Origin of the sequence: Kribbella capetownensis (genome assembly GCF_004331485.1) — a bacterium.
GTDB classification, from domain to species: Bacteria; Actinomycetota; Actinomycetes; order Propionibacteriales; family Kribbellaceae; genus Kribbella; species Kribbella capetownensis.
The window spans coordinates 116,046-135,275 of sequence record NZ_SJKD01000005.1 but is presented as its reverse complement, the minus strand read 5'-3'; the positions used below and the strand labels follow the sequence as shown (position 1 = coordinate 135,275).

General features: G+C 69.0%; 10 protein-coding genes. 2 read left to right on the top strand and 8 right to left on the bottom strand.

The genetic code is table 11. The features are described 5' to 3' along the window. Positions 1–44: 44 nt before the first annotated feature. Genes E0H75_RS22280 through E0H75_RS22260 form a run of 5 tightly spaced genes read right to left on the bottom strand, consistent with a single transcriptional unit; the run spans position 45 to position 15,722 of the window. The gene (locus E0H75_RS22280) at positions 45–1,823 is read right to left on the bottom strand and encodes a hypothetical protein (protein ID WP_131515580.1); all 1,779 of its coding nucleotides are present in this window, start codon (positions 1,821–1,823) and stop codon (positions 45–47) included. Then, positions 1,816–7,008 carry a hypothetical protein gene (locus tag E0H75_RS22275; protein ID WP_131515579.1) on the bottom strand — a complete coding sequence of 1,731 codons (5,193 nt, stop codon included), beginning with the start codon at positions 7,006–7,008 and terminating at the stop codon, positions 1,816–1,818. The genes E0H75_RS22280 and E0H75_RS22275 overlap by 8 nt, the downstream gene beginning before the upstream one ends. After that, positions 6,989–9,979, bottom strand: coding sequence for a hypothetical protein (locus tag E0H75_RS22270; RefSeq protein ID WP_131515578.1), 2,991 nt, complete (start codon positions 9,977–9,979; stop codon positions 6,989–6,991). Before E0H75_RS22270 ends, E0H75_RS22275 begins: the two co-directional genes overlap by 20 nt. Continuing rightward, positions 9,976–13,413 carry a DUF6603 domain-containing protein gene (locus tag E0H75_RS22265; protein WP_131515577.1) on the bottom strand — a complete coding sequence of 1,146 codons (3,438 nt, stop codon included), beginning with the start codon at positions 13,411–13,413 and terminating at the stop codon, positions 9,976–9,978. Before E0H75_RS22265 ends, E0H75_RS22270 begins: the two co-directional genes overlap by 4 nt. After that, the gene (locus E0H75_RS22260; protein ID WP_131515576.1) at positions 13,413–15,722 is read right to left on the bottom strand and encodes a metallophosphoesterase family protein; all 2,310 of its coding nucleotides are present in this window, start codon (positions 15,720–15,722) and stop codon (positions 13,413–13,415) included. The genes E0H75_RS22265 and E0H75_RS22260 overlap by 1 nt, the downstream gene beginning before the upstream one ends. A gap of 107 nt (positions 15,723–15,829) precedes the next feature. Here E0H75_RS22260 and E0H75_RS22255 point away from each other — a divergent pair, with 107 nt between their 5' ends. Beyond that, a complete protein-coding gene (locus E0H75_RS22255; RefSeq protein ID WP_238163198.1) occupies positions 15,830–17,533 on the top strand; it encodes an MFS transporter in 1,704 nt (567 codons plus the stop codon). Positions 17,534–17,554: 21 nt separating this feature from the next. Beyond that, entirely contained in the window at positions 17,555–17,746 is a 192-nt protein-coding gene (locus tag E0H75_RS22250; protein WP_131515575.1) for a hypothetical protein, read from the top strand. On the opposite strand, the gene E0H75_RS22245 is transcribed toward E0H75_RS22250, so the two are convergent. From E0H75_RS22245 to E0H75_RS22235, 3 genes are read right to left on the bottom strand one after another with little or no spacing between them, the layout of a single operon-like run. Next, positions 17,727–18,242 (bottom strand): sigma-70 family RNA polymerase sigma factor, encoded by a 516-nt coding sequence (locus tag E0H75_RS22245; protein WP_131515574.1) that lies wholly within the window; start codon positions 18,240–18,242, stop codon positions 17,727–17,729. The genes E0H75_RS22250 and E0H75_RS22245 overlap by 20 nt on opposite strands. 22 nt (positions 18,243–18,264) lie before the next feature. Then, complete coding sequence (locus E0H75_RS22240) at positions 18,265–18,681, bottom strand: hypothetical protein (protein ID WP_131515573.1); 417 nt, start codon at positions 18,679–18,681, stop codon at positions 18,265–18,267. Positions 18,682–18,739: 58 nt separating this feature from the next. Beyond that, positions 18,740–18,973 (bottom strand): hypothetical protein, encoded by a 234-nt coding sequence (locus E0H75_RS22235; protein WP_131515572.1) that lies wholly within the window; start codon positions 18,971–18,973, stop codon positions 18,740–18,742. Between the last annotated feature and the right edge of the window lie 257 nt (positions 18,974–19,230).

Genomic DNA, 19,230 nt, shown 5'->3' with positions numbered 1-19,230 from the left:
GGCGGCGAGAGTGTTGGCGAGCACGATCGCCGCGTCCGTTGCGGTCAGGGGGTGGAGAGGTGGTCGAAGGTAAGGCCGCTGGAGGCTTCGCCCCGGCCTGATTCGCGGTGAACGCTGAGCCAGATGATGGGGCGGCCGTCGGGGCGGCGGGTGCGGTTGTAGGCGACCGTGACGCGGGTCCCGGCGCGTGGCACTTCCTCCTCCGGGACGAAGTACGGCGTACCGGGGTCCAGGCCTTCGCGCAGGATCGTGGTCCGCGGGCGGACCAGCTCCGGTCGGCCCGGGCCGTCGTCGAGGATTCGGGGCAGGGCGGCGCGTTGCAATTGGATCTCTCGGGCGTCGCCCGGGACATGCACCGGGATGAAGGGAATCCAGTGCTCCGGCACCGTGGTCATCACACGATACGCGATCGGCGCCGCCGGAGAAGGCCCGGGCTGGGGCGTGTGCTGCCGGCGCAGGTACACGAGCATCTCGCCGGCCGCCTCCTCGCCGGAGCCGCCATCACCGGTGACCAGCGGGATCACCCGCTCGACGGCCCAGACCAGGTTCGCGTTCTCGTCGCGAATGAAGACGATGTCTTCCAGCGGCGGCCCGACAGCAACCTTCGGCGCGGCATCGGGGAGGAACAAGCCGACGTCACCGCCGGTCAGCCGGTACATCCCCCAGCGCTGCCAGTCCTGCCCTACTCCCGTCGGCTCCACCCAGAAGCGTTGCCCGAAGACATCGGTCACGGCCACACCATCCACCGCGGCCAGTGCACCGACATCGAGATCACACGGCAACAGCATCCAGTCGTCACTGAAGACCAACGCGAACTCCAGCAGCATCAACCGGATCAGGTCGGTCGTGTCTGCCTGTACGGCGCCGAAGTTCGTCCGCCCGTCCTCGAACGCCCACCACCGCGAGTTCGGCATACCCGGGTACCGGACGGGACCGGGCAGGACGGTCCGGGTCACCGCGCCCCGGGCGGTGGGGTCGCTGGCGCCGGTCGGCGGATGGTTCGGGTCGACCGAGAACGAGTACCAGTCCAGCCGCCCGCCCGGGTATTCGTCCGCGGTCAGAACCTGTTCCGGATCGCCCGGCGCACCAAGGGCGAACCGATGCTCCAGATGCGTGGCGTCCCAGGCACCACGGGCGGCGCTCCGCGGCTGCGCGATCAGATCCTGGAACCAGTCGACGAAACGCTGCCCGGCAACGTCGAGCGCTTGCTGCTGCACATCCGTCAGCCCGTCGATGCCGTCGTACGGCAGGCCGTCCCGCCGCAGATGCGTATAGAACTCGAACCCGTCCATCAACCGCCCGGCCGCCGCCTGAATCGTCGCCCACACGCGTGGGTGCGCGACCCGCGCGGCGTCCAGCGCGGCCCGCGGGTCGGGCAACTCGACCGGATAGAGCTCGATGAACCGCGGCCGAAGCCCTGCCTCGATCAGCTTGAGCCAGCGGCGGCCCATCGCCAGCCGCAGGTCGAATGCGCCCCGGTCCCGGCCGATCATGAACCGCACCATGCGTTGCTCTGCCACCGCTTCGAGTGGCAGATCGGCAGGAAGGTCCGACGGCGGTTCGTCGCGCGGCACGAACCGGGTGGGTCGCGCAGTGGACAGGTGGAACATCGCAGTGACCGGCGAACCGGCGTCCTCGGCCCGGAACTCACCAAGCTGCCACTGCCGCGCCAGCAGCCAGAGCGGATCGCGCACGTCGGCTCGCAGCGCGCGGCTGAACTCGGCCGTCCGGGGGCGGCCCTCAACCCGGTTCCACGTCGTCACACTGGGGAACAAGCGATCCCTGATCGCCGCCCGCATGTCCGGGATCCGCGGGCTAGGCATTCTGGTTCCGGATGTTGTTCGCCGCCAGGTCGGTCGAGATCGTGATCGGATGGCGGGTGGCCGTCATCCCGGTGGCCGGCAACAGGTGCACGTACGGCGTGTCCTCCAGATGTGCCGGTTCGACCAGGCGGAGCCGGGCGAGGTCGAACGTCTCGTTGACGGCGGCAACGATGTCGTCCCACACCCAGGTTCCGGTCCGCTGCGGCGGTGTGACGAGCAGCATCGTCTGCGGCGGCTGGGTGCCTGGCCGATCCACGTTCACCGCCAGTCCGGTGGTCTCGGTCGGCGTCGGGATCACCTCGGTCCATTCGTCGACGAGGATCGCGCAGACCGTGCCGGACGGGCGGATCCGATCCGGATAGTGCGCCGTGTACAGCACGTACGAGTCGGCGAGTTCGACATCAGCCGGCAGCTCGAGTCCGAGCCAGGGATCACCTTCAACATAAGGGAACTGAGCTGGCAACAACCCCGGCTCGCTGCTGCCAACCGCACCGCCGAGCAGGGTGACCTGCTCCCACAGCCGCATCCGCTCCCGTACCCGGGCCACACCGTGCAGCCAGTCGTCGATCGGGAAGTCCCTCTCGAGGTGGCCCGTCAGTTGCTCGGCTTCCGCGGCCGCGACGACCCGCTCCCACTCGGCTGCCATCGCGTCCGGTACGGCGAACTCAGCCGTCGCGACCGCATCGTCGCCGAGCACCGCGTGGATCGCGTTCTGTGCCGCCGCGACGCGGCCCGGACCATTGCTCGCGGCATCGAATGCGGTCAGCGCGTCGTCAGCCAGCCGCAGCCGCTCTGCGACCTCCAGCTCAACGGCGGTGGCCTGCGCGACCATCTCGCCGACGAACGCCGCCGCGCGCGCCTCGTGCGAGTCCAGTTCCAGCCCAACCGCGTCGAAGCCGGCCAGCGGCCCAACCTCCCGTACGGCCTCGACCAGCCCGGACAGTGTCGCCACCGGAAGTGACTCGACCGCCGCGACGTCGGACAGCCTTTCGGCAAACCTCGCCCGCCGTGCGACAACGGCTGCGCGGAGCTCCTCCGGCGTGGCCGGGCGAGGCGCAGTCGGCTCCGGGTTGAGGAAGCGCTCGATCCTGGCAAGCAGCCGGAACCGTTGCTCCGAAGGGGTTTCCGGCGGCAGTACGTCGTACTCGGCCAACCGTGCATCCGCACGAGTCAACGCGTCGCTCATCCGCGCAACAACCTCAGCCACGGCCGCCAGTACGTCGGTGACGATCGCCCGGCGTTGTCCGGCCAGCTCCGTCCAGCCGCCACGCGACAAGCCGATGGCGCCGGCCGCCGCGAGCAGGTCTCCCAGCCGCGCCAGCAGCTCATCCACCGGCAGGTCCCCCGCTGCGGCATCGGCGAGGTACGCCTGCAGCGCACCCTGCAGATCGCGCACCCGCTGCCGTACCTCGACGGGCCGGCGACGCCCGAGGTCGATCGCCTCGTCAACGGCAGGATCGACCGGGTCGACCGCAGCCGGCGGGACGAGGTCGCTCGGCCGAACCGGGCGGGCCGCCACGATCAACTGCCGGAGGTGACCGATGAGCGCGGACAGCTCGAAGAAGCTGATGCCACCAGGAACGCGTTCGGTGTATTGGAGACTGAACGCCACGTCCGGCCGTAATTCCTCCGACCTGAGCAGCCGCCCGATGATCCGGTCGTCGAGCTCGGCCATGGAGGCAGGGTCCTCCGGACGAACGATCCAGAGGAGATCGATCGGCTGGAGCCCGATCTCGGCCTGAGTGACCACCCGCTCCCGCGCCGCGCCGGTGACCGGGTCTGTCCACGAGACCAGGCAGCCAACGGAGCCGGGCGGTGGCAGCAACCCGGCGAGCCAAGCGTTGATCCCCGGATCGGCTTGCGCGCGAGGCGTCATCGCCATGCCTGCTACGGGCGATTCGTTCGGGTCGAGGCCCGCCGGCAGATGCACCGCGACCCGGTGGGTGACCCCGGTCCCGCTGTTCGGCGACTCCACGACGGCCGGCTCCGGCAGCGAGCCACCTGTAGCACCGCCCTTCGCGAACGCATTGAGCGTGGCAGCGGCCCGGTCCATGTTGCCGAGCACAACTTGATGCACGCCCTCGGCGATGGCGAGATCGGCCAGTGCATCGTTGATCTGGAGCAGCCGTTCGACCTCGGCGTTGACCGCCGCGAGTTGTACGGCGGTCGGCGGCGGGTCCATCGGGATCTCCCGGCCGAACGGGAACCGGTGCTCGCCAGTCCGTGTGACGTGCCGAACGAGCGCCAACCCGTCGACGACATTGCGTGCTTCCAGCGCCTCGATCGGTGTGCCGGCCGGCGGTGTGGCGGACGGAAGTCGCCGGGCACGCAGCGGGAAGACGCGACGCAACGCTGAGACGAACCGGTCGACGCCGACCGCCAGGCCGTACCGGTCGTGCAACCCCCGCTCGAACTGGTACCCGAGCAGCGCACCGAGCGACTGCCCGCTGTTGATCCCCTCGAGGAACGACCGAGCGATGCGAACCCGCGCCGAACTGAGATCCACGGCCAGCGAGCCAGGGTTCTCGGTCGACGCGTTGGCCAAGTACCCGGCACGCAGGATCGCCGCCGTCGCAGCCTGGTTCAGCGACGGGGCATGCAGGAAGCCGTCGCTGTCCGGCGCTGCGAAGAGCGGCGGCGCGCCAGGCGGTGTGAACACCTCGGCCAGTTCGCCGGTCAGCGCGACTTCCTGCGGAACGTCGGCACGCGGGCGCACATCCTCGAGTACGCCGTACGCCCCCAGGTGGAGGCCACGGCGATAGTCGGAGAAGTCCGGCCGGTACCGCTGCTCTACGAGGCGCTCGTGGGCCAGGCCCAGCCACCATGCGTCGAGCCGGTACGAGCAGCAGTCCAGGTGCTGCACGAGCGCTCGTTCCAAGTTGGCGGTCGGCACGTCCGCGAGGCGTTCGATCGCGTCGATCTGCTCGCCCAACTCCGCGATGTCCGGGTCTGCACCGAGGACGGTCGGCAGGTGGTCGACGAGCAGCGCATCCGGATCCCCGGTCACCTCCGGCGCCGCGGAGTACAAGGTGAGGAACCGGCTCTCGCTCTCCGCTGCGTCCTCGGTGACGTGGACGAACGGTTGTTCTCGATGGCCACTCGTGAGGTGGTCCACCCCGGTCGCGCGGGTGCGCATCCGCAGTGCACTGTCGTGGCTCGAGAGCATCACTGCGTGCCGCGACAACAGGTACAGCAGCGCCCTGGGCGGCCGGTCGTTCGTGAAGCCGTCCTGCCGGCGGATCGGCTCCAACGAGACCCGCGCCTCGTCGGCGAGCCATCGCAGATAGTTGCGTCCGTCATCGGTGGACGGGCGGACCGGCTGGGTCTCGGACAGCGGCCCCACGTCGACCAGCGGCCCGCCGAGACGGTGGTGCCGGCCGGTGATCAACCGGAGACCGACATCGGAGGGAGCGTCGTGACCGAGCCGGGCGAGAAGGTCGGCGACGTTCCCGAACCCGATCTCGCGCAGCCGAGCCAGGACCAGCGGCCCGACGCCGCCGAGATACAGCCGGTTGTAGTAGTCGTTCACGCTGTGCAGGTAGCGCTGATCGAATTCCACCGACGCGGGGTGCAGGCCGAGGATATCGAGCAGCGTTCGGTGCGGGTCGCCGCCGGAACCCACCCTCGCGACCTGCGCCGCGAAGCCTTCCCAGTCGTCGCGCAGGATGCCCAGCAGGCGGTACAGGCCGCGCCGGGACGACGCTTGCTCGGCCGGTTCGTCGGGCCACACGAGCCGCGAGAACGCGGTTGTCGGCAGGATGCCGTACGGTTGCCGACCGATCTGGATCGACGGGATCGCCCCACATCCGCTCACGTAGCGGACGAAGAAGTCCCGGATCGCGTCGACCTGCGCGCGCCCCCGCTCACCGGAGAAGATCGGCCACAGGGTGGTCTTCAGGTGGTACCCCCAGGTGGCCGGCCACAGCGCGACGTTCATTGCCCGGACCTCGGACTGGTCGGTCGTCCCCGAGCCTGGCACCGGGAAGAATGTACGCCGGTCGAGCCCGAGCAGCTCGGCCAGCCAGCGGTCGGCGGCCTTGCGCTGCCACAGCTCGATCGGCACGTTCGGGTGCGGACGGAAGAACGCGTCGAACGACTCGACGGCCGGGTCGAGCGCCTCGCCGCCGGACGACGCCTCGCTGGTGTTGTTGGTCGGCGTGCCCTGCGGCACCACCCGCAACCCGGTCGAGCTGTGGAAGTGGTTCAGCAACAGGCCTTCCAGCTGACGCCGGGTGTCCTGAGGCGTCGATCCGGTGCGTACTCCGACGACGACGAGCCGCTCGAGTCCGGCGCGGAGCTGATCGGTGATCGGGACGCGGAAGCCGAGACCGATCTCGACGGCGCGGTCGAAGTCGAGCAGCCAGCGCAGCTCATCGGGTATGCGTAGCTGCCCGTCGGCGTCGACGCGCAACTGCTCGTCGTCGGGCAGCGACGGGTCCAGTGTGACGGCCAGGCTTTCCGGGAGCGCCGCGCCGGACTGCTCGACCACCTTCGCGCCGGCGCGGAACCCGAGCAGGACAAGCTGATCGGGTAACAACCGAGCACGGCCCGCTTGGTTCCACGACGCCGGTCGCGTGTCCACATCGGACGACGGGAGTCGCAAGAACGCGACGATGACATCGTCCGCCACTTCCGGTGCCGGCTCGCCGAGGCCGGCCGGCCGTCGTGCCTGAACGGCTTCCGCCCGCGCGCTGCCAACGGCCGCGACGAGTGCGGCGCGCGCGACCTCAACGGCCGCCGAGTCACGCGCGGCCAGCCAGACCGCCGTCCAGAACGTGGTCGCAGGCGAGCGGTCCGCTTGCGGATACGGCTCCTCGCTCGCCACCACGAGGATGCGCTGGGTACGGATCTTGCGCGGTTCGTCATCCGGATTGTGTGCGGGGAAGTTCGCCATCAGCCAGGCCGCCCGCCCCGGGCCGGTGCTCGCGACCAGATTCCGCCACGCGGCGAGCTGCTCGCCGCGGTTGTGTCCGGCCAGCCATCGCGCGATCAGGTGGCGCTGCGCGGCATCGACCTCTTGCCGGGTCGGCAGCGGCTCGAACACGTCGACCGCCCACTCGTCAGGGAACGCCCGAACGAGTAGTTCGGTCGCGGTCCACTTGGTCTCCAGCCGCAGCGGCGCGAGCAGGATCGGGAACTGGTCGCTCAGCGGCTCGGCAAGGGGCTCAGGGTTCGGGTTGCTCACACAGCATCTCCCCCGCGTGTACGGCGACCAGTACGGGCGCCTGGTACATGATGTAGGCCACCGCGTCGGCGTTCATCCGCGCGTGCCAGGTCAGCGCCACGTCCTCGAGGTGCTGTGTGTGCTTCTCCGACGTGACGGGCGGCGCGACCAACGTCCGGGTCCCCGTCCGGTCGAAATCGATGTGCTCGAATCCCTCGCGCAGTACGTCGGGCCAGGCGAGGTCGTTCCACACCTGCAGGGGGCCGGTGCGCCGTACGTCCAGACCGAACCGCGGCTCGCCCGGTCGCTCTTTGATGACGAAGAACCAGCCGGGGTCGTCCGCCGGGGTCCTGCCGCCGCGGGCTTCCTCCTCGCTCAGCGCGAATCCGAGGAAGTAGACATCGGGATCGACCTTTGCCTCGTACAACGGCGGCCGGACCATCGCGGATGGAGGATCGACCCCTTCCGGGAGCTCGACCGGCCGACGTACGCCGCTCGGCAGCCACTCGGCCCGGTGCGCGTAGATGACAGCCGTCGGGTAGCGCTTCAGGAGTTCGCCGCGAATCACCAGCACCAGTTCGTCGCCGACCGCGCGGTGGTCGTGGCTTCCGAGGGCAGAACCTGGCGGCCAGCGGTCGATCGACGGGATGTCCCGCAGCCGCTCGCGTGTCTGGTCCGGCGTCTCGTTCGCGCGTGGCAGCGTCGTACTCGGGTCCCAGAACTGGCGGAACGGCGTACCGCGCTGGTCAGTCGGGTACTCGCGCCACAACAGTTCGCGCGCCATCTCGTGGTTCGCGCCGACGAGGTACGCCTCGGTGAATCGCTGGTTGGTCTCCAGCAGCGTGATGCTGTCCGGCGGAATCAGGTTCAGGTTCGGCAGGAAGAACTCGCCGGACAGCGCAACCAACGGCCGATACATCGGCAGGTCGATCACCGGATACGCCATCGCCTCGCTGAAGTCCGCCACGACCAGCGGCCGGAAGCGCTCCGGGACGGCGAGGGCGTGGACCACGCGGCGCGGAACAGTCAGGTCCGGGTGCAGGGCGGCGAGCGTCGCGGTGTTCAGGGCCGCGAGTTGCACGCCTTCCGGTTCCGGGGCCTGCGACACTTCGTCGGCCTCGATGAACGCGGCGTACGCGTCACTCAGGCCCGTCTTGAATCGCCGCGCCACGGGGCTGTCGAACGCGCCGGGACGCGGCGGCTCGCCCTGCTCGATGACGTCCGGCCGCATGATCCGGAAGTTCTCGCTCGTCGGCAGGGTGCTGACCGGATCCTCGACCCCCCGCCGGCGCGGTGTCGACGCCAGGTTGGGGCCCAGCGCCGCCTCGAGCCGTTCCACGGTGACGGTGCCGGTCGGCGCGGTGCGCGGAAAGGCGGCCGCGACCTCGCCGAGGTTGATCCGGGGTACCAGGTCGCGCGTCGGCCGATCGGCGGTGAACGGCAACGCACGCATCAGCTTCGACCGCGGCCGGGTGACCCGGCGCATGGCCGGCGACAGCGGCGCGGCGGCGATCCGGCTCTGCGCTACCCGGTGAGCGACGGTGACACCGCCGTCGACGAGCCTGGCATGCAGTGGCGCGGTGACGGCGAGCGCCCTCCCCGGCGCCGTCGTCGCCAGCGGTGTCAGGTGCGCAGAGTGGAAGACGTACCCGACCTCGCGGGCCAGCTGGGCGGCCCGGATCCGCCGGTTCGCCTCCAGCACCTCGCCGAGCTGGTCCCAGGCGGCTCGCATGAACTCCTCCTGCCGGGCGCGGACCACCTCAGCGCCGAGGCCCGCCGCGACGCGGAACCGAGGGTCGAGGTTGAGCTCGTGCACCCAGTCGTCCACGTCGGTGCGCAAGCGACCGGTGAGTGCGTGCCAGCGCCCGTACAGCGGCGGCGTGATCACCGGATCGGCGTTCGGCGCCTGGTCCTGGTAGGTCTCGGCCAGGTTGATGAATGTGGCGAGCGCCTGCTGGAACGGGTGCGGCCCTGGCTGATCCCAGTCCTCGTACTGCTGCCCCTCGGCCTGCTGCTCGTCGGTCAGCGCGGTGTCCGGCACCTTGAGCGCGCCGCCGAGCCGCAGTACGCCGCCAAGTTCGGTGATGCCGGGCAGCTCTGCCCCGGGGGCTTGGACATCCAGGTCGCGATTGCCCACGCGCGCGTCGACCGTTCTCGGTCTGAGCAGCCGCACGAGCTGTTCGAAGTCGCCTGTCCCCGACGTCCGGAAGTACCAGCGGTGGTAGTAGCAGAGCCGATCGGCAACTGGCCGGCCGTCGTACTGCACCCAACTGGAGTGCAGCGTCGAAAGGGTCAGTTCCGGGTCGAGCCCGAGGCCGGCGAGACGGCCGGATTCGTACGCCGGAACGAGGAACGCGTGGTACGCCCGGTTGGGCTGCAACCGGCGCGGGCAGAGCAGCCGTGACGACGCGAGGTCGGGATTCTCGTCGAGCACAGCCTGCAGCCGCGGCAGCACGGCCGTCATGTCGTCGTCGGTCACCTCGTCGCCGGTGAGCGACCGGTTCACGTGCACGTGTGCCCACGGGGCGAGCTGCTCCGGCGGCGGCAGTACGGCGAAGTCCGGCACGAGGATGAACGGCAGCGGTCCCTCCGGCAGCCGCCCGCCGTCGACGAACTCGTCGTCGGCCAGCACCACGAGCGCGAGCCACGGTGCCAGCCGACCGAAGTCGTCGGCGTTCCTCGGGCTGTACCGCCACGGGAAGTCCTCGTCGTAGAACTCGACGAACGGCAGGTAGTTCGACTCGGCGTTCGTGGTCCGGTCGCGCGGCTCGACGCGGACGATCGCGCGCCGGTCGATGCCGACGACATCGCCCGGGCCGTACAACTGCACCCTGCGATGGATCTCAGCCACCGCTGGGCGCTCCGCGTCGCGCACGGCCTCGCCGGTGACCGTCAGGTCGACGGTGATGCCGGCCCGCGCGTCGGTCGTCGGAGGATCGACGCCACCGGCGATGCCCCGGCGTAGCCAGGGCAGGAACGTGTATGCGGTCACGACTGCATCGCCTCGGCAGCCGGAATCACGTGCAGTGTCCCGGTCAGCTCGGGATCGAGGGCGAGCTGGCGCGCGAGATACTGACGGGCCGCGGTCTCATTCGCGAACGCTGGTGCGGCCAATGTGTTGTCCTGAGTACGGGCCACCGCGAAGGTGTCGCCCGTCACCCGGATCGCGTCGGTGAACGGCTGCCGCAGCGACCGCTGCGCCTGCGACAGCTCGGAGCGGCTGATGCTGTCCCCTCGCAGGAAATGCTCGAACAGCCGGGTCTGGAACACGGCGAACCGCCGCCGAACGCGTGGCCGTGCGGAGTCGATCACGATCTCCTCGTAGCGGGCGGTACGACGTACGGCGTGGACGGACGTGAGCGCACCGCCGGCCGGTGCCAGTTCCAGACCGGCGTGCTCGCGCTGGAACGCCGGCAGGGACAGCTTCGCTGCGTCGTCCATGTCCTGGAACTGCGCGAGTGCGAAGGACTCGGTCGCGTCGGCGAGCTTGACGAGCGGGCCGCCGGTCACCTCGACGGTGACGCGGTCGACGTCGCTCGGCTGCTGCGCGCCGATCCGATCGAGCGTGAGGTCTAGCGGCACCGCCTGTTGCCGCACGAACAGCGTGCCCAGGGGGTGCAGTACAAGGTCCTCTTCGCTGCCGGGCAACTGCCGTAGGCTCACCAGCGGCTTGCTTCGCGGCGCCAGCGTCTGCCAGTTGGCGGGCTTGGCGAACTCGGCAGCGACGATCGGCAGCACCCGGACGGGCGGCAGTTGGGTGTCGCGGTGCTCGCCCCAGGTGATGTCGAAGTTCGCCGAGATGTCGAAGAACAGCAACGACACCGAACCGCGCCCGTGCGCCCGCCACGGTGTTGGCCCCTCCAACGTGAACCGCAGGCTGATGCTGAAACAGCCGACGCCGAACGCCTTCAACGACACCGAGGCGCTGGCCTCCGCCGTGAACGCGAACGGTGAAAGCTGGAACAGCGCATCGAAGCCGGCGTGACCTTCGACCCGGAAGGCGCTGAACTTGAAGTACAGGTCGACGGCCGCGCCGAACTGCACGGTGTTGCTGGTGACCGCGAAGTACCCGCTCAGGCCGAGCCGGGCGTTACGCTCGCTGAGAATGTCGAGATGCATCCGGCGCGGGGCTGGGAACGGCAACGGCGGCGGCGTGTACGACGGATGGAAGCCGCCGACCGTCACCACCAGGTTGGCGTCCTCGCCCCACGAGATCAGCACCCCCATGTCGCCATCCAGCGTCAGGTGGAGTACCCGCGACTCGAACAGGCCGGCGAAGAAGAACATCCGCCGCTGGTCGGTCTCGATCAGGCCGGCGAAGTTGACCTGCAACAGCAGGATCGGCGTGTCGTCGCGAGGCAAAGCCAGCTTGAGTACGCCGGCGAACGCGACGTTGCCCGGGATCTCGACGACGACCGCGACGGTTGCCACGATCAGCGCCGGGCTCCCCCAGGCGAGCTTGACCATCGGCCCGATCAGGAAGCGATCCCGCTGCGCCGGGAAGAACGCCTGCAGGTCGCGCAGTACCCGTGGCGCGTTCGCGACGACATCCTCCGGGAACATGATCGACTCGATGGCACCGCTACGGACGCCGTCCATCAGCGCCTGCATCCGCACGGTGCGGTTGACGCCGACCAGGCCGCCGACCGCGAGCAGCTTGAACCCGAACCCGAGCTGCAGACCCGGCTCGGGGAACTCGGCGGACAGCACGATGAGCAGCGAGAAGCCGTCAGAGCCATCGGGAAGCCGGGTACTGATCAGCCCGATCCCCTTCAGGCTGATGAAGTCGGCCAACTCCAGTTCGACAACACCGGCGTACTCGCCCCGCTCGGGATCGAACGACAGGAAGCCGCCACCGGTCAGCACACCGGCGTCGATCGCGAGCCCGGCGCCACTGGGCGGTTTGAAGGCAGGTGCCAGCTCGAGAGGCCCGGCGTTTCCGCCGCTCCGCGGGAACCCGACGCTCAGCCGAAGCCCGATGTCCTGCACGACGACGCTGACCGGTCCGACCTCGACCGTGAGATCTGCGCCGATCTTCGCGTCGAGACCTTCGTCGCCGGCGGTGAGGCCGAGCACGATTCCGGTGCCGGTGACCGGGCCGAGACGCACATGCGCCGGAATCCGCGTCTCCAGCGCGCCGCTGCCCTCCACTTCGAAGCCGTTGAGACTCGACCAGCCGACCGTCGTACTGAACTCGATCCGCGAGTCACCGCTGGGCAGGAAGTTGCGTAGGAAGCTGTCCGCGCTGTCCGGGCCGACGACGAACGCGGCATCGGTCAGCGACACCATCACCCGGAGCTCCGTGTCATCGTTGACCTGCCGCAGCCCGATGGACACGAAGAACTCGCCGACCTCGAGCCGGGTGCCGTCGGCCGCACCGATCAGCAGCCGCCGCGATCCTTCCGGTACGGGCACGAGCACCAACTCGACGTTCGGGATCCCTGCACCAGCGGTGAAGAAGGCCAACCCGTCGTCGGTGATCCGGAAGCCCGGCAGTTCGGCGGATCCGCTCAGCTGGACGACCCAGTCGCCGAATCGATGCAGGAAGTCACTTGCGCCGGTCGGTACGACGAACACACCCGGACCACCCTCGTCAGCCGGCAGGATGCCCACCGACAGTCCGATCTCGCGGAAGTCGGACGTCGTACCGTCCAGCAGATCCCAGACGAACGTCAGCATCGCCGCGAGGCGCTGCTCGTCGGCGGCCGGCAAGTCCTCCGGACCGATGCCGCGCCCGTGCAGCATTCCGAGCCTCCGTGTCACCGGGGCCTGGTTCACCTCGTGCGGCTCGATCACCTGCTGGATCCGCGGGAACAGCCTGTCGGCCACCTCGGCGGCACGCACCCGATTCGGTACGCCGTCGGGCCAGTACTCCTCGGCGAACACCTCACCGGGACGGGTGAGCAGCCGGCCCAACCGGTCGAGCTGGATCTCGCCCGCGTACTTGATCGTGCGCAGTGCATCCCGGACAGTCGCGCCCTCGGCCGGGCCTCGCTCGCGGATGACCGTCAGCAACTCCAGCAGTCGATGCAGCCGCGGCGTACGGCGGGCGAGGTACACCAGCGTGAGTGCCTCGATGACGTCGCCGGGAAGCCTGTCTGCGTTCGGCGGCGCGGCGGTGCCCAGCAGCGCTGGTAGTGCGTCGACCAGCCCGAACAGCGCCCGTGCCGCGGCCAGCCCGGCCTGCAGCTCGGGGACCGTCTGCGGCGGGTCATCGGCCAGGTCGGTCAAGGTGTCGACGGCCCCGGCGATCCCGGCGAAGGCTTCGACAACCCGAGCGGTGTCGTTGCCGAGCAGGTCCTCGATGGGCCAGCCGATCCGGTACAGGAACTCGACCAGCGCGTCGGGATCCTGTGCCAGCCCGCCAAGCGGTTCGACGAAGGTGGCGAGCTCGCGGAAGAGCAGCCGCTGGGCATTCTCGTCCATCAGCTCGGCGCCCCGTTCACTGGCGGGACGTCCAGCTCGATCGCGTGCCGCGTGTACGGGAGCAGAAGGCTTGTCGCCGGATTCTCCGGCGCGTACCAGAGCTCGTGGAACACCTTCATCGTGCCGTCGAAGTCCTCGATGAAGATCGCGCCGAAGTTGTCCCTGCCGACGACGGTCCGGTGCGCCTCCCATTTCTGCCGCCAGCGATGCTGGTAACCGAGCCGCTCCTGCGGCTGAACCGGCAGTGAACCGAATCCGGGGACGCCCCGCTGCGAGGCGGTACGGCCGTCGCGTTCGAACAACACCCGGTAGCTCCAGTCGCCAGGATCCCGGATCTGGTCGACCGGCAGTGTGCCGGACAGCATGCGTTGGTGGACGGCCGGCTTGCCACTGACCCAGATGACGACCGGGACGCCCTCCAGCACCATGGTGACGTGCCGTCCTGGCGTGTTCCAGCCGACGAACTCGGCTCTCATGTCCGGCTTGAGAAACTTGTTGGCGATCAGGTTCGTCTTGCCGTCCTCATTGCTCAAAGCGCTCGAACAGAGCTGCACGAAGACTGCCGGCAGCGTGGTGCCGGTCCGCTTGTTCCAGTAGTGCACCGCGACACTGAACCCGTAGTGCACGTCGCCCGAGAGCATCAGCACCCGGCGGAGCGGGGTGAGCCGGTCGAGGAGCGCCTCGAAGCAGTCGCGTCGTCCGGTCCAGAACTCGTAGTCCGCGTAGCCGGGATCCTTCACCACACGCGTGATCGGCTGGACGACCTCTTCCAGCAGCGGATGACCGACCACGGGAGCACCGGACACCAGCACGGTGAGCTCCTTGACACTGCCCGGTAAGGGGATCTGGGTGGCCAGGTCGACGCCGCCGACCAGACACGGTGGTCCGTTCGCCCTGGCGAATGATCGCCGGGTCCGCGTGTCCAGCGCGATCAGGCGGTGCGCCTCGAACTCGATGACGTAGTTCCAGCGCGGACCGCCGGTGAGCTCGATCCGGCCCGCAGTGTCGGTGGCGACGACCGGCAGCACGCCGGCCCCCACCGCAGCCCAGTCCGGCACGCGCAGACCGCGGCCTGAGTGGACGGTTGCGAGCCGCTGGAGCAGCCCGCCGAACTCGGTCGGCAGGTTGCCCCAGGCCTGGAACACGCCGAACGCCGAAAGCCCGTTCTGGACGATGCGCCGGGTCAGCGGCTCAGCCGCGATGACCCGCTGCGACCAGCCGCCCTCGAGAAACCAGTCGTCGGTGACCTCGTGGTCGTCGAACACCATGTACGACGCGATGTTCGCCAGGGCCTTGCGGGCGAACCCGAGGCTGCGCCGGAACTCGACGATTCGCGACCGCTCGCGGTTGAAGCCGGCGTACTTCTTCGTCTCCACGCGGATCGTGCCGGCCCGCGCGACGCCCCTCACCTCGTGGGTGGGCAGGTCGGGGTGGACCTCGGCGAAGCCGGGGGGATCGTCCGGCCACAACACGTCGGACCAGACCATCAGGTACATCGCGTAGTACTCGCCGAGCCGGATCAGGTGGCTCTTACCCGCAGTCGTGGTGAACCCGGCGTCGCGGACCGTCTGTGAGCGGTGGCCTACCCGCAACCCGTCGGCCGGCGGGTTCCCCGGCAGTGGCTCGAGCCAGCCGAGCAGCGCCGACTCGGCGTCGATCAGCATGTGCAGCAACGGGTCAGCCACATCGTCGGCATAGATCTGGTCGCCCGTCAGGAACAACTGCTGCGGCCGGTTGACCGGATCGGCATGCAGTCCGTTCAGAATCGAGTCCAGAGCACGGAGCCCGTCGGTCTTGCCACCATGCGGCATCCGGCACGAGCCATGAACGAGTTTCAGCCCAGCGACGGTGCTCGCCGGGATGACGAACGACGGCAGTGCGTACGTGCCGTACGCGATCCGCCCGATCTCGCCGTCGACGTTACCCGGCGCGTTGAGGATGCCCGGGTCGCCGAGGCCGACATCACCCTCGCTGCCGAGGATCACGTCGTACCCGTAGATCTGCTGCGGTGACAGCCGGATCACGGGCGTCGTCCCCTGGTCCGCCGTGACGAGCGCCACGAACAGGTTGTCGCCGAGCGCGAAGGTCTCCGTCCGTGCGCTGACCAGGAGCGGCGTCGCCTGCGGATCCGGATTCGGACTGTCGTAGATCCGCAGTTGGATGTCGCTGACCGCACGCCGGAACGCGATCCACACCGACACCTTGTCCTCTTCTGTACGGCGCAGGATCGGTCCGCAGATGACCAGGGGCAGGGTGGCGAGCCGCAGCGCCAAAGAACTGAAGCCGGCCCTCTCCACGGTGGTCCCCACCAAATCGTGCTTACACCACTCCCGGAGCGTCGGCAAGACGCCGGTTGGGATGGAGTTGGGCGACGGGTATCGTTAGTTTAGCTAACGATATTGTTTGGGGTGTACACGTGAGTTCTGCACCGGTCGGTACGTCGTCCCGGTTCACTGTTGATGCTGATCATCCTCGTTACAAATGGATCGCGCTCTCGAACACCACGGTGGGCATGCTGATGGCGACCATCAACTCCTCCATCGTGATCATCTCGCTGCCGGACATCTTCCGCGGCATCAAGCTCGATCCGCTCCAGCCGGGGAACGTGAGTTACCTGCTGTGGATGCTGATGGGCTTCCTGCTCGTCACCGCGGTCCTGGTCGTCTCCCTGGGCCGGCTCGGCGACATCTACGGCCGGGTGAAGATCTACAACCTCGGTTTCGCCGTGTTCACGGCCGGGTCGATCGCCCTGGTGTTCGATCCGTTCACCCAAGGCAGCGGCGCACTCTGGCTGATCCTGTGGCGGCTGGTTCAAGGCGTCGGGGCCGCGATGTTGTTCGCGAACTCGACCGCGATCCTCACCGACGCGTTCCCATCCGATCGGCGGGGTTTCGCGCTGGGCATCAACCAGGTCGCAGCCATCGGCGGGTCGTTCATGGGGCTGGTCATCGGCGGTCTGCTCGCACCGGTTGACTGGCGGCTGGTCTTCCTCATCTCCGTGCCGTTCGGGTTGATCGGCACAGTCTGGTCGTACAAGAGCCTGCGCGAGACCAGCGTCCGCACACGGGCGCGCGTCGACTGTGTCGGCAACGCACTGTTCGCCGTCGGCCTGACCGCGATCCTGGCGGGCATCACCTACGGCATCCAGCCGTACGGCGGCCACGACATGGGCTGGACGAACCCGTGGGTGCTGACCGGACTGATCGGCGGCGCCGCCCTGCTGGCCGTCTTCTGCGTGGTGGAGGCACGGGTCGACGCCCCCATGTTCAATCTCTCGCTGTTTCGCATCAGAGCGTTCACGGCGGGCAACCTGGCCGGTCTGCTGGCATCGGTGAGCCGGGGCGGACTGCAGTTCATGCTCATCATCTGGCTGCAAGGCATCTGGCTGCCGCTGCACGGCTACAGCTTCGCCAGTACGCCGCTGTGGGCCGGCATCTACCTGCTTCCGCTGACCGTGGCGTTCCTGATCGCCGGACCGCTGTCCGGCTTCCTCTCCGACCGGTACGGCGCGCGTGCCTTCGCAACTGGCGGTCTGCTGCTCGCAGCGGTCAGCTTCCTCGGTCTGATGATGCTGCCCACCAACTTCAACTACTGGGCCTTCGGCGGCCTGCTGGTGCTCAACGGCATCGGCTCCGGACTGTTCTCCGCGCCGAACACCACCGCGATCATGAACAGCGTTCCGGCCAACCGGCGCGGCGTCGCGTCCGGCATGCGCGGTACGTTCTTCAACTCCGGTACGTCGCTGTCCATCGGGATCTTCTTCAGCCTGATGATCGTCGGCCTCGCGCAAACGTTGCCGGCCGCACTGACCTCCGGCCTGGAAGCGCACGGCGTCTCCGCAACCGTCGCAACCGGCATCGGACAACAGCCGCCCGTCGGCAGCCTGTTCGCCGCCTTCCTCGGCGCCAACCCGATCGGAACACTGCTCGGCGGCCTGCCGGCATCGGCCATCCAGGGCGCCGACCTGAACACCCTGACCAGCAAGCAGTTCTTCCCCCAACTCATCGCCACCCCGTTCCATCACGGCCTGGTGATCGTGTTCAGCGCCGCCATCGCCATGTCCCTCATCGCCGCCGTCGCCTCGCTCTTCCGCGGCACCCGCTACGTCCACACCGACTGACCCTCAAGGGAGCAAGCACCAATGAAGAAGCCACTGATGGTTGTCCTGGGTGGTGTGGTGGCGCTCCTGGGCCTGCTCTTCACCCTGCAAGGCGCCGGCGTCATCGGCGGCAGCGCGATGAGCGGCACCACGTTCCGGACTGTCGCTGGGCCGATCATCATCGTGATCGGCCTGGTCGTAGCCGTCGTCGGAGTCAGGGGCCGGACGCGCTGATCAACGTGCGGAGTGCGCGGAGGGCGTAGTACGACCTGGACTTCACGGTTCCGGGAGGTACGCCGAGTTCGCGGGCGGCCTCGGTGACGGATCGGCCGCGGTAGTACAGCTCCACCACGACGTCGCGATGTGCCGCGGACACCTGGCGGAGGGCGTGGCCGAGCACCATGGCGTTCACCACGGAGTCGGAGTGATCTCCATGGACGCGGCTGCGCTCACCGATGTCCCTCAGCTCCAGCGGACGGAGGGCTCGCGCGCGGGCCCGATCGGCGACGAGGTTCCGCGCGACCGTGAGCAGCCAGCCGAGCACCGAGCCCTTGTCCTCGACCAGGTCGTCGGCGTGCTTCCAGGCCCGGACCAGCGTCTCCTGGACGAGGTCCTCGGCTCCGGTCCGGTCGCCGGTCAGCCGGACGACGAACAGCAGCACGCTGCGCCCGTACTCGGCGTACAAGCCACTGACCAGTACGTCGGCAGGGCAGTGGTCCGCCTCACCCATCAGAGCCCATCCCGGCGATTCCTCAGAACCGACCGTCGGGCGCCATCAGCGCGACCGCGGTCGGCAGCACCAGACCCGCCGCGACGAGAGCGAACAGGAGCAGGCGCAGGTGCTCCGTGTCCCGTTCGTCGTACATCTGCCGCGCCGGGTGAGGTACTTCGAGCGCGCGGGCTGCCTGGTCGGCGCGCAGGTGGATCACCAACTCCAGCTCCGACATCCGGCGGAGCCGCAGGACGCGGTCGTCCGAGCGTGCGTACCTGTCGTGCCGCTGCAGCAACTGCCGAAGGCTGACCGCGATCTCCTCGATCGGCGGCCCGATCGGTTCCAAAGCGCTGTCCGGGATGGTGCCGAGCCGCCGGGACCTGACCCGACGTACGACGAGACAGGTCACGCCCGACAGCAGCGCGAGTGACACTCCGCAGAGAACGACGACGATCATGTGCCCGGAATCCCTTGACTTGAAGCGATCTGGGTCCCCCAGGCGAGTGGTGCCCGCGTCACCGGGTACTGCGCGCGATGCGCCGGTGCTCGGCGAGCTTCGAGGCGTTGCATCCATTGGACTCGCCAATGAGGTAGTGCACCACGCTCATCACGATCGCGTCGGGCTGAGTGGGCTCGATCCGGTCCGAGTCGCAGACCCGGCACCGCATCAGCCACTCGCCGGCCCGCTCGCTGCAGACGACAACCGGGGCGCCGTCAGTTACCGGGTTGTATTCGACGACCACGTTCACTGCTCGACCTCCTCGTACCGTCGGCGCGGCACTGTCCGGGGGCAGACCGCCCTCCGGCGAGGGGTGGAACGGGTTGGCCGGGGCCGGCTCCCGTCGCACCTCCCGGGACACCTGTGGGGACACTCCCAGACTGGGCCGTCCACCCCTTCAGGGTCGACACGGCCAGCCCCCGTCCCTCCCCCCTGCTAGCAGGAATCCGGAGAAACCCGCGGACAGCACGACGGCACCTCCTGCGGCTGTACGCCGTAGGAGGTGCC

What these genes read in the sequence shown, in the direction of transcription:
- E0H75_RS22240 (WP_131515573.1), bottom strand. Translation starts at nt 18,681, where the DNA reads ATGATCGTCGTCGTTCTCTGCGGAGTGTCACTCGCGCTGCTGTCGGGC.
- E0H75_RS22265 (WP_131515577.1), bottom strand. Translation starts at nt 13,413, where the DNA reads ATGGACGAGAATGCCCAGCGGCTGCTCTTCCGCGAGCTCGCCACCTTC.
- E0H75_RS22250 (WP_131515575.1), top strand. Translation starts at nt 17,555, where the DNA reads ATGAAGAAGCCACTGATGGTTGTCCTGGGTGGTGTGGTGGCGCTCCTG.
- E0H75_RS22280 (WP_131515580.1), bottom strand. Translation starts at nt 1,823, where the DNA reads ATGCCTAGCCCGCGGATCCCGGACATGCGGGCGGCGATCAGGGATCGC.
- E0H75_RS22245 (WP_131515574.1), bottom strand. Translation starts at nt 18,242, where the DNA reads ATGGGTGAGGCGGACCACTGCCCTGCCGACGTACTGGTCAGTGGCTTG.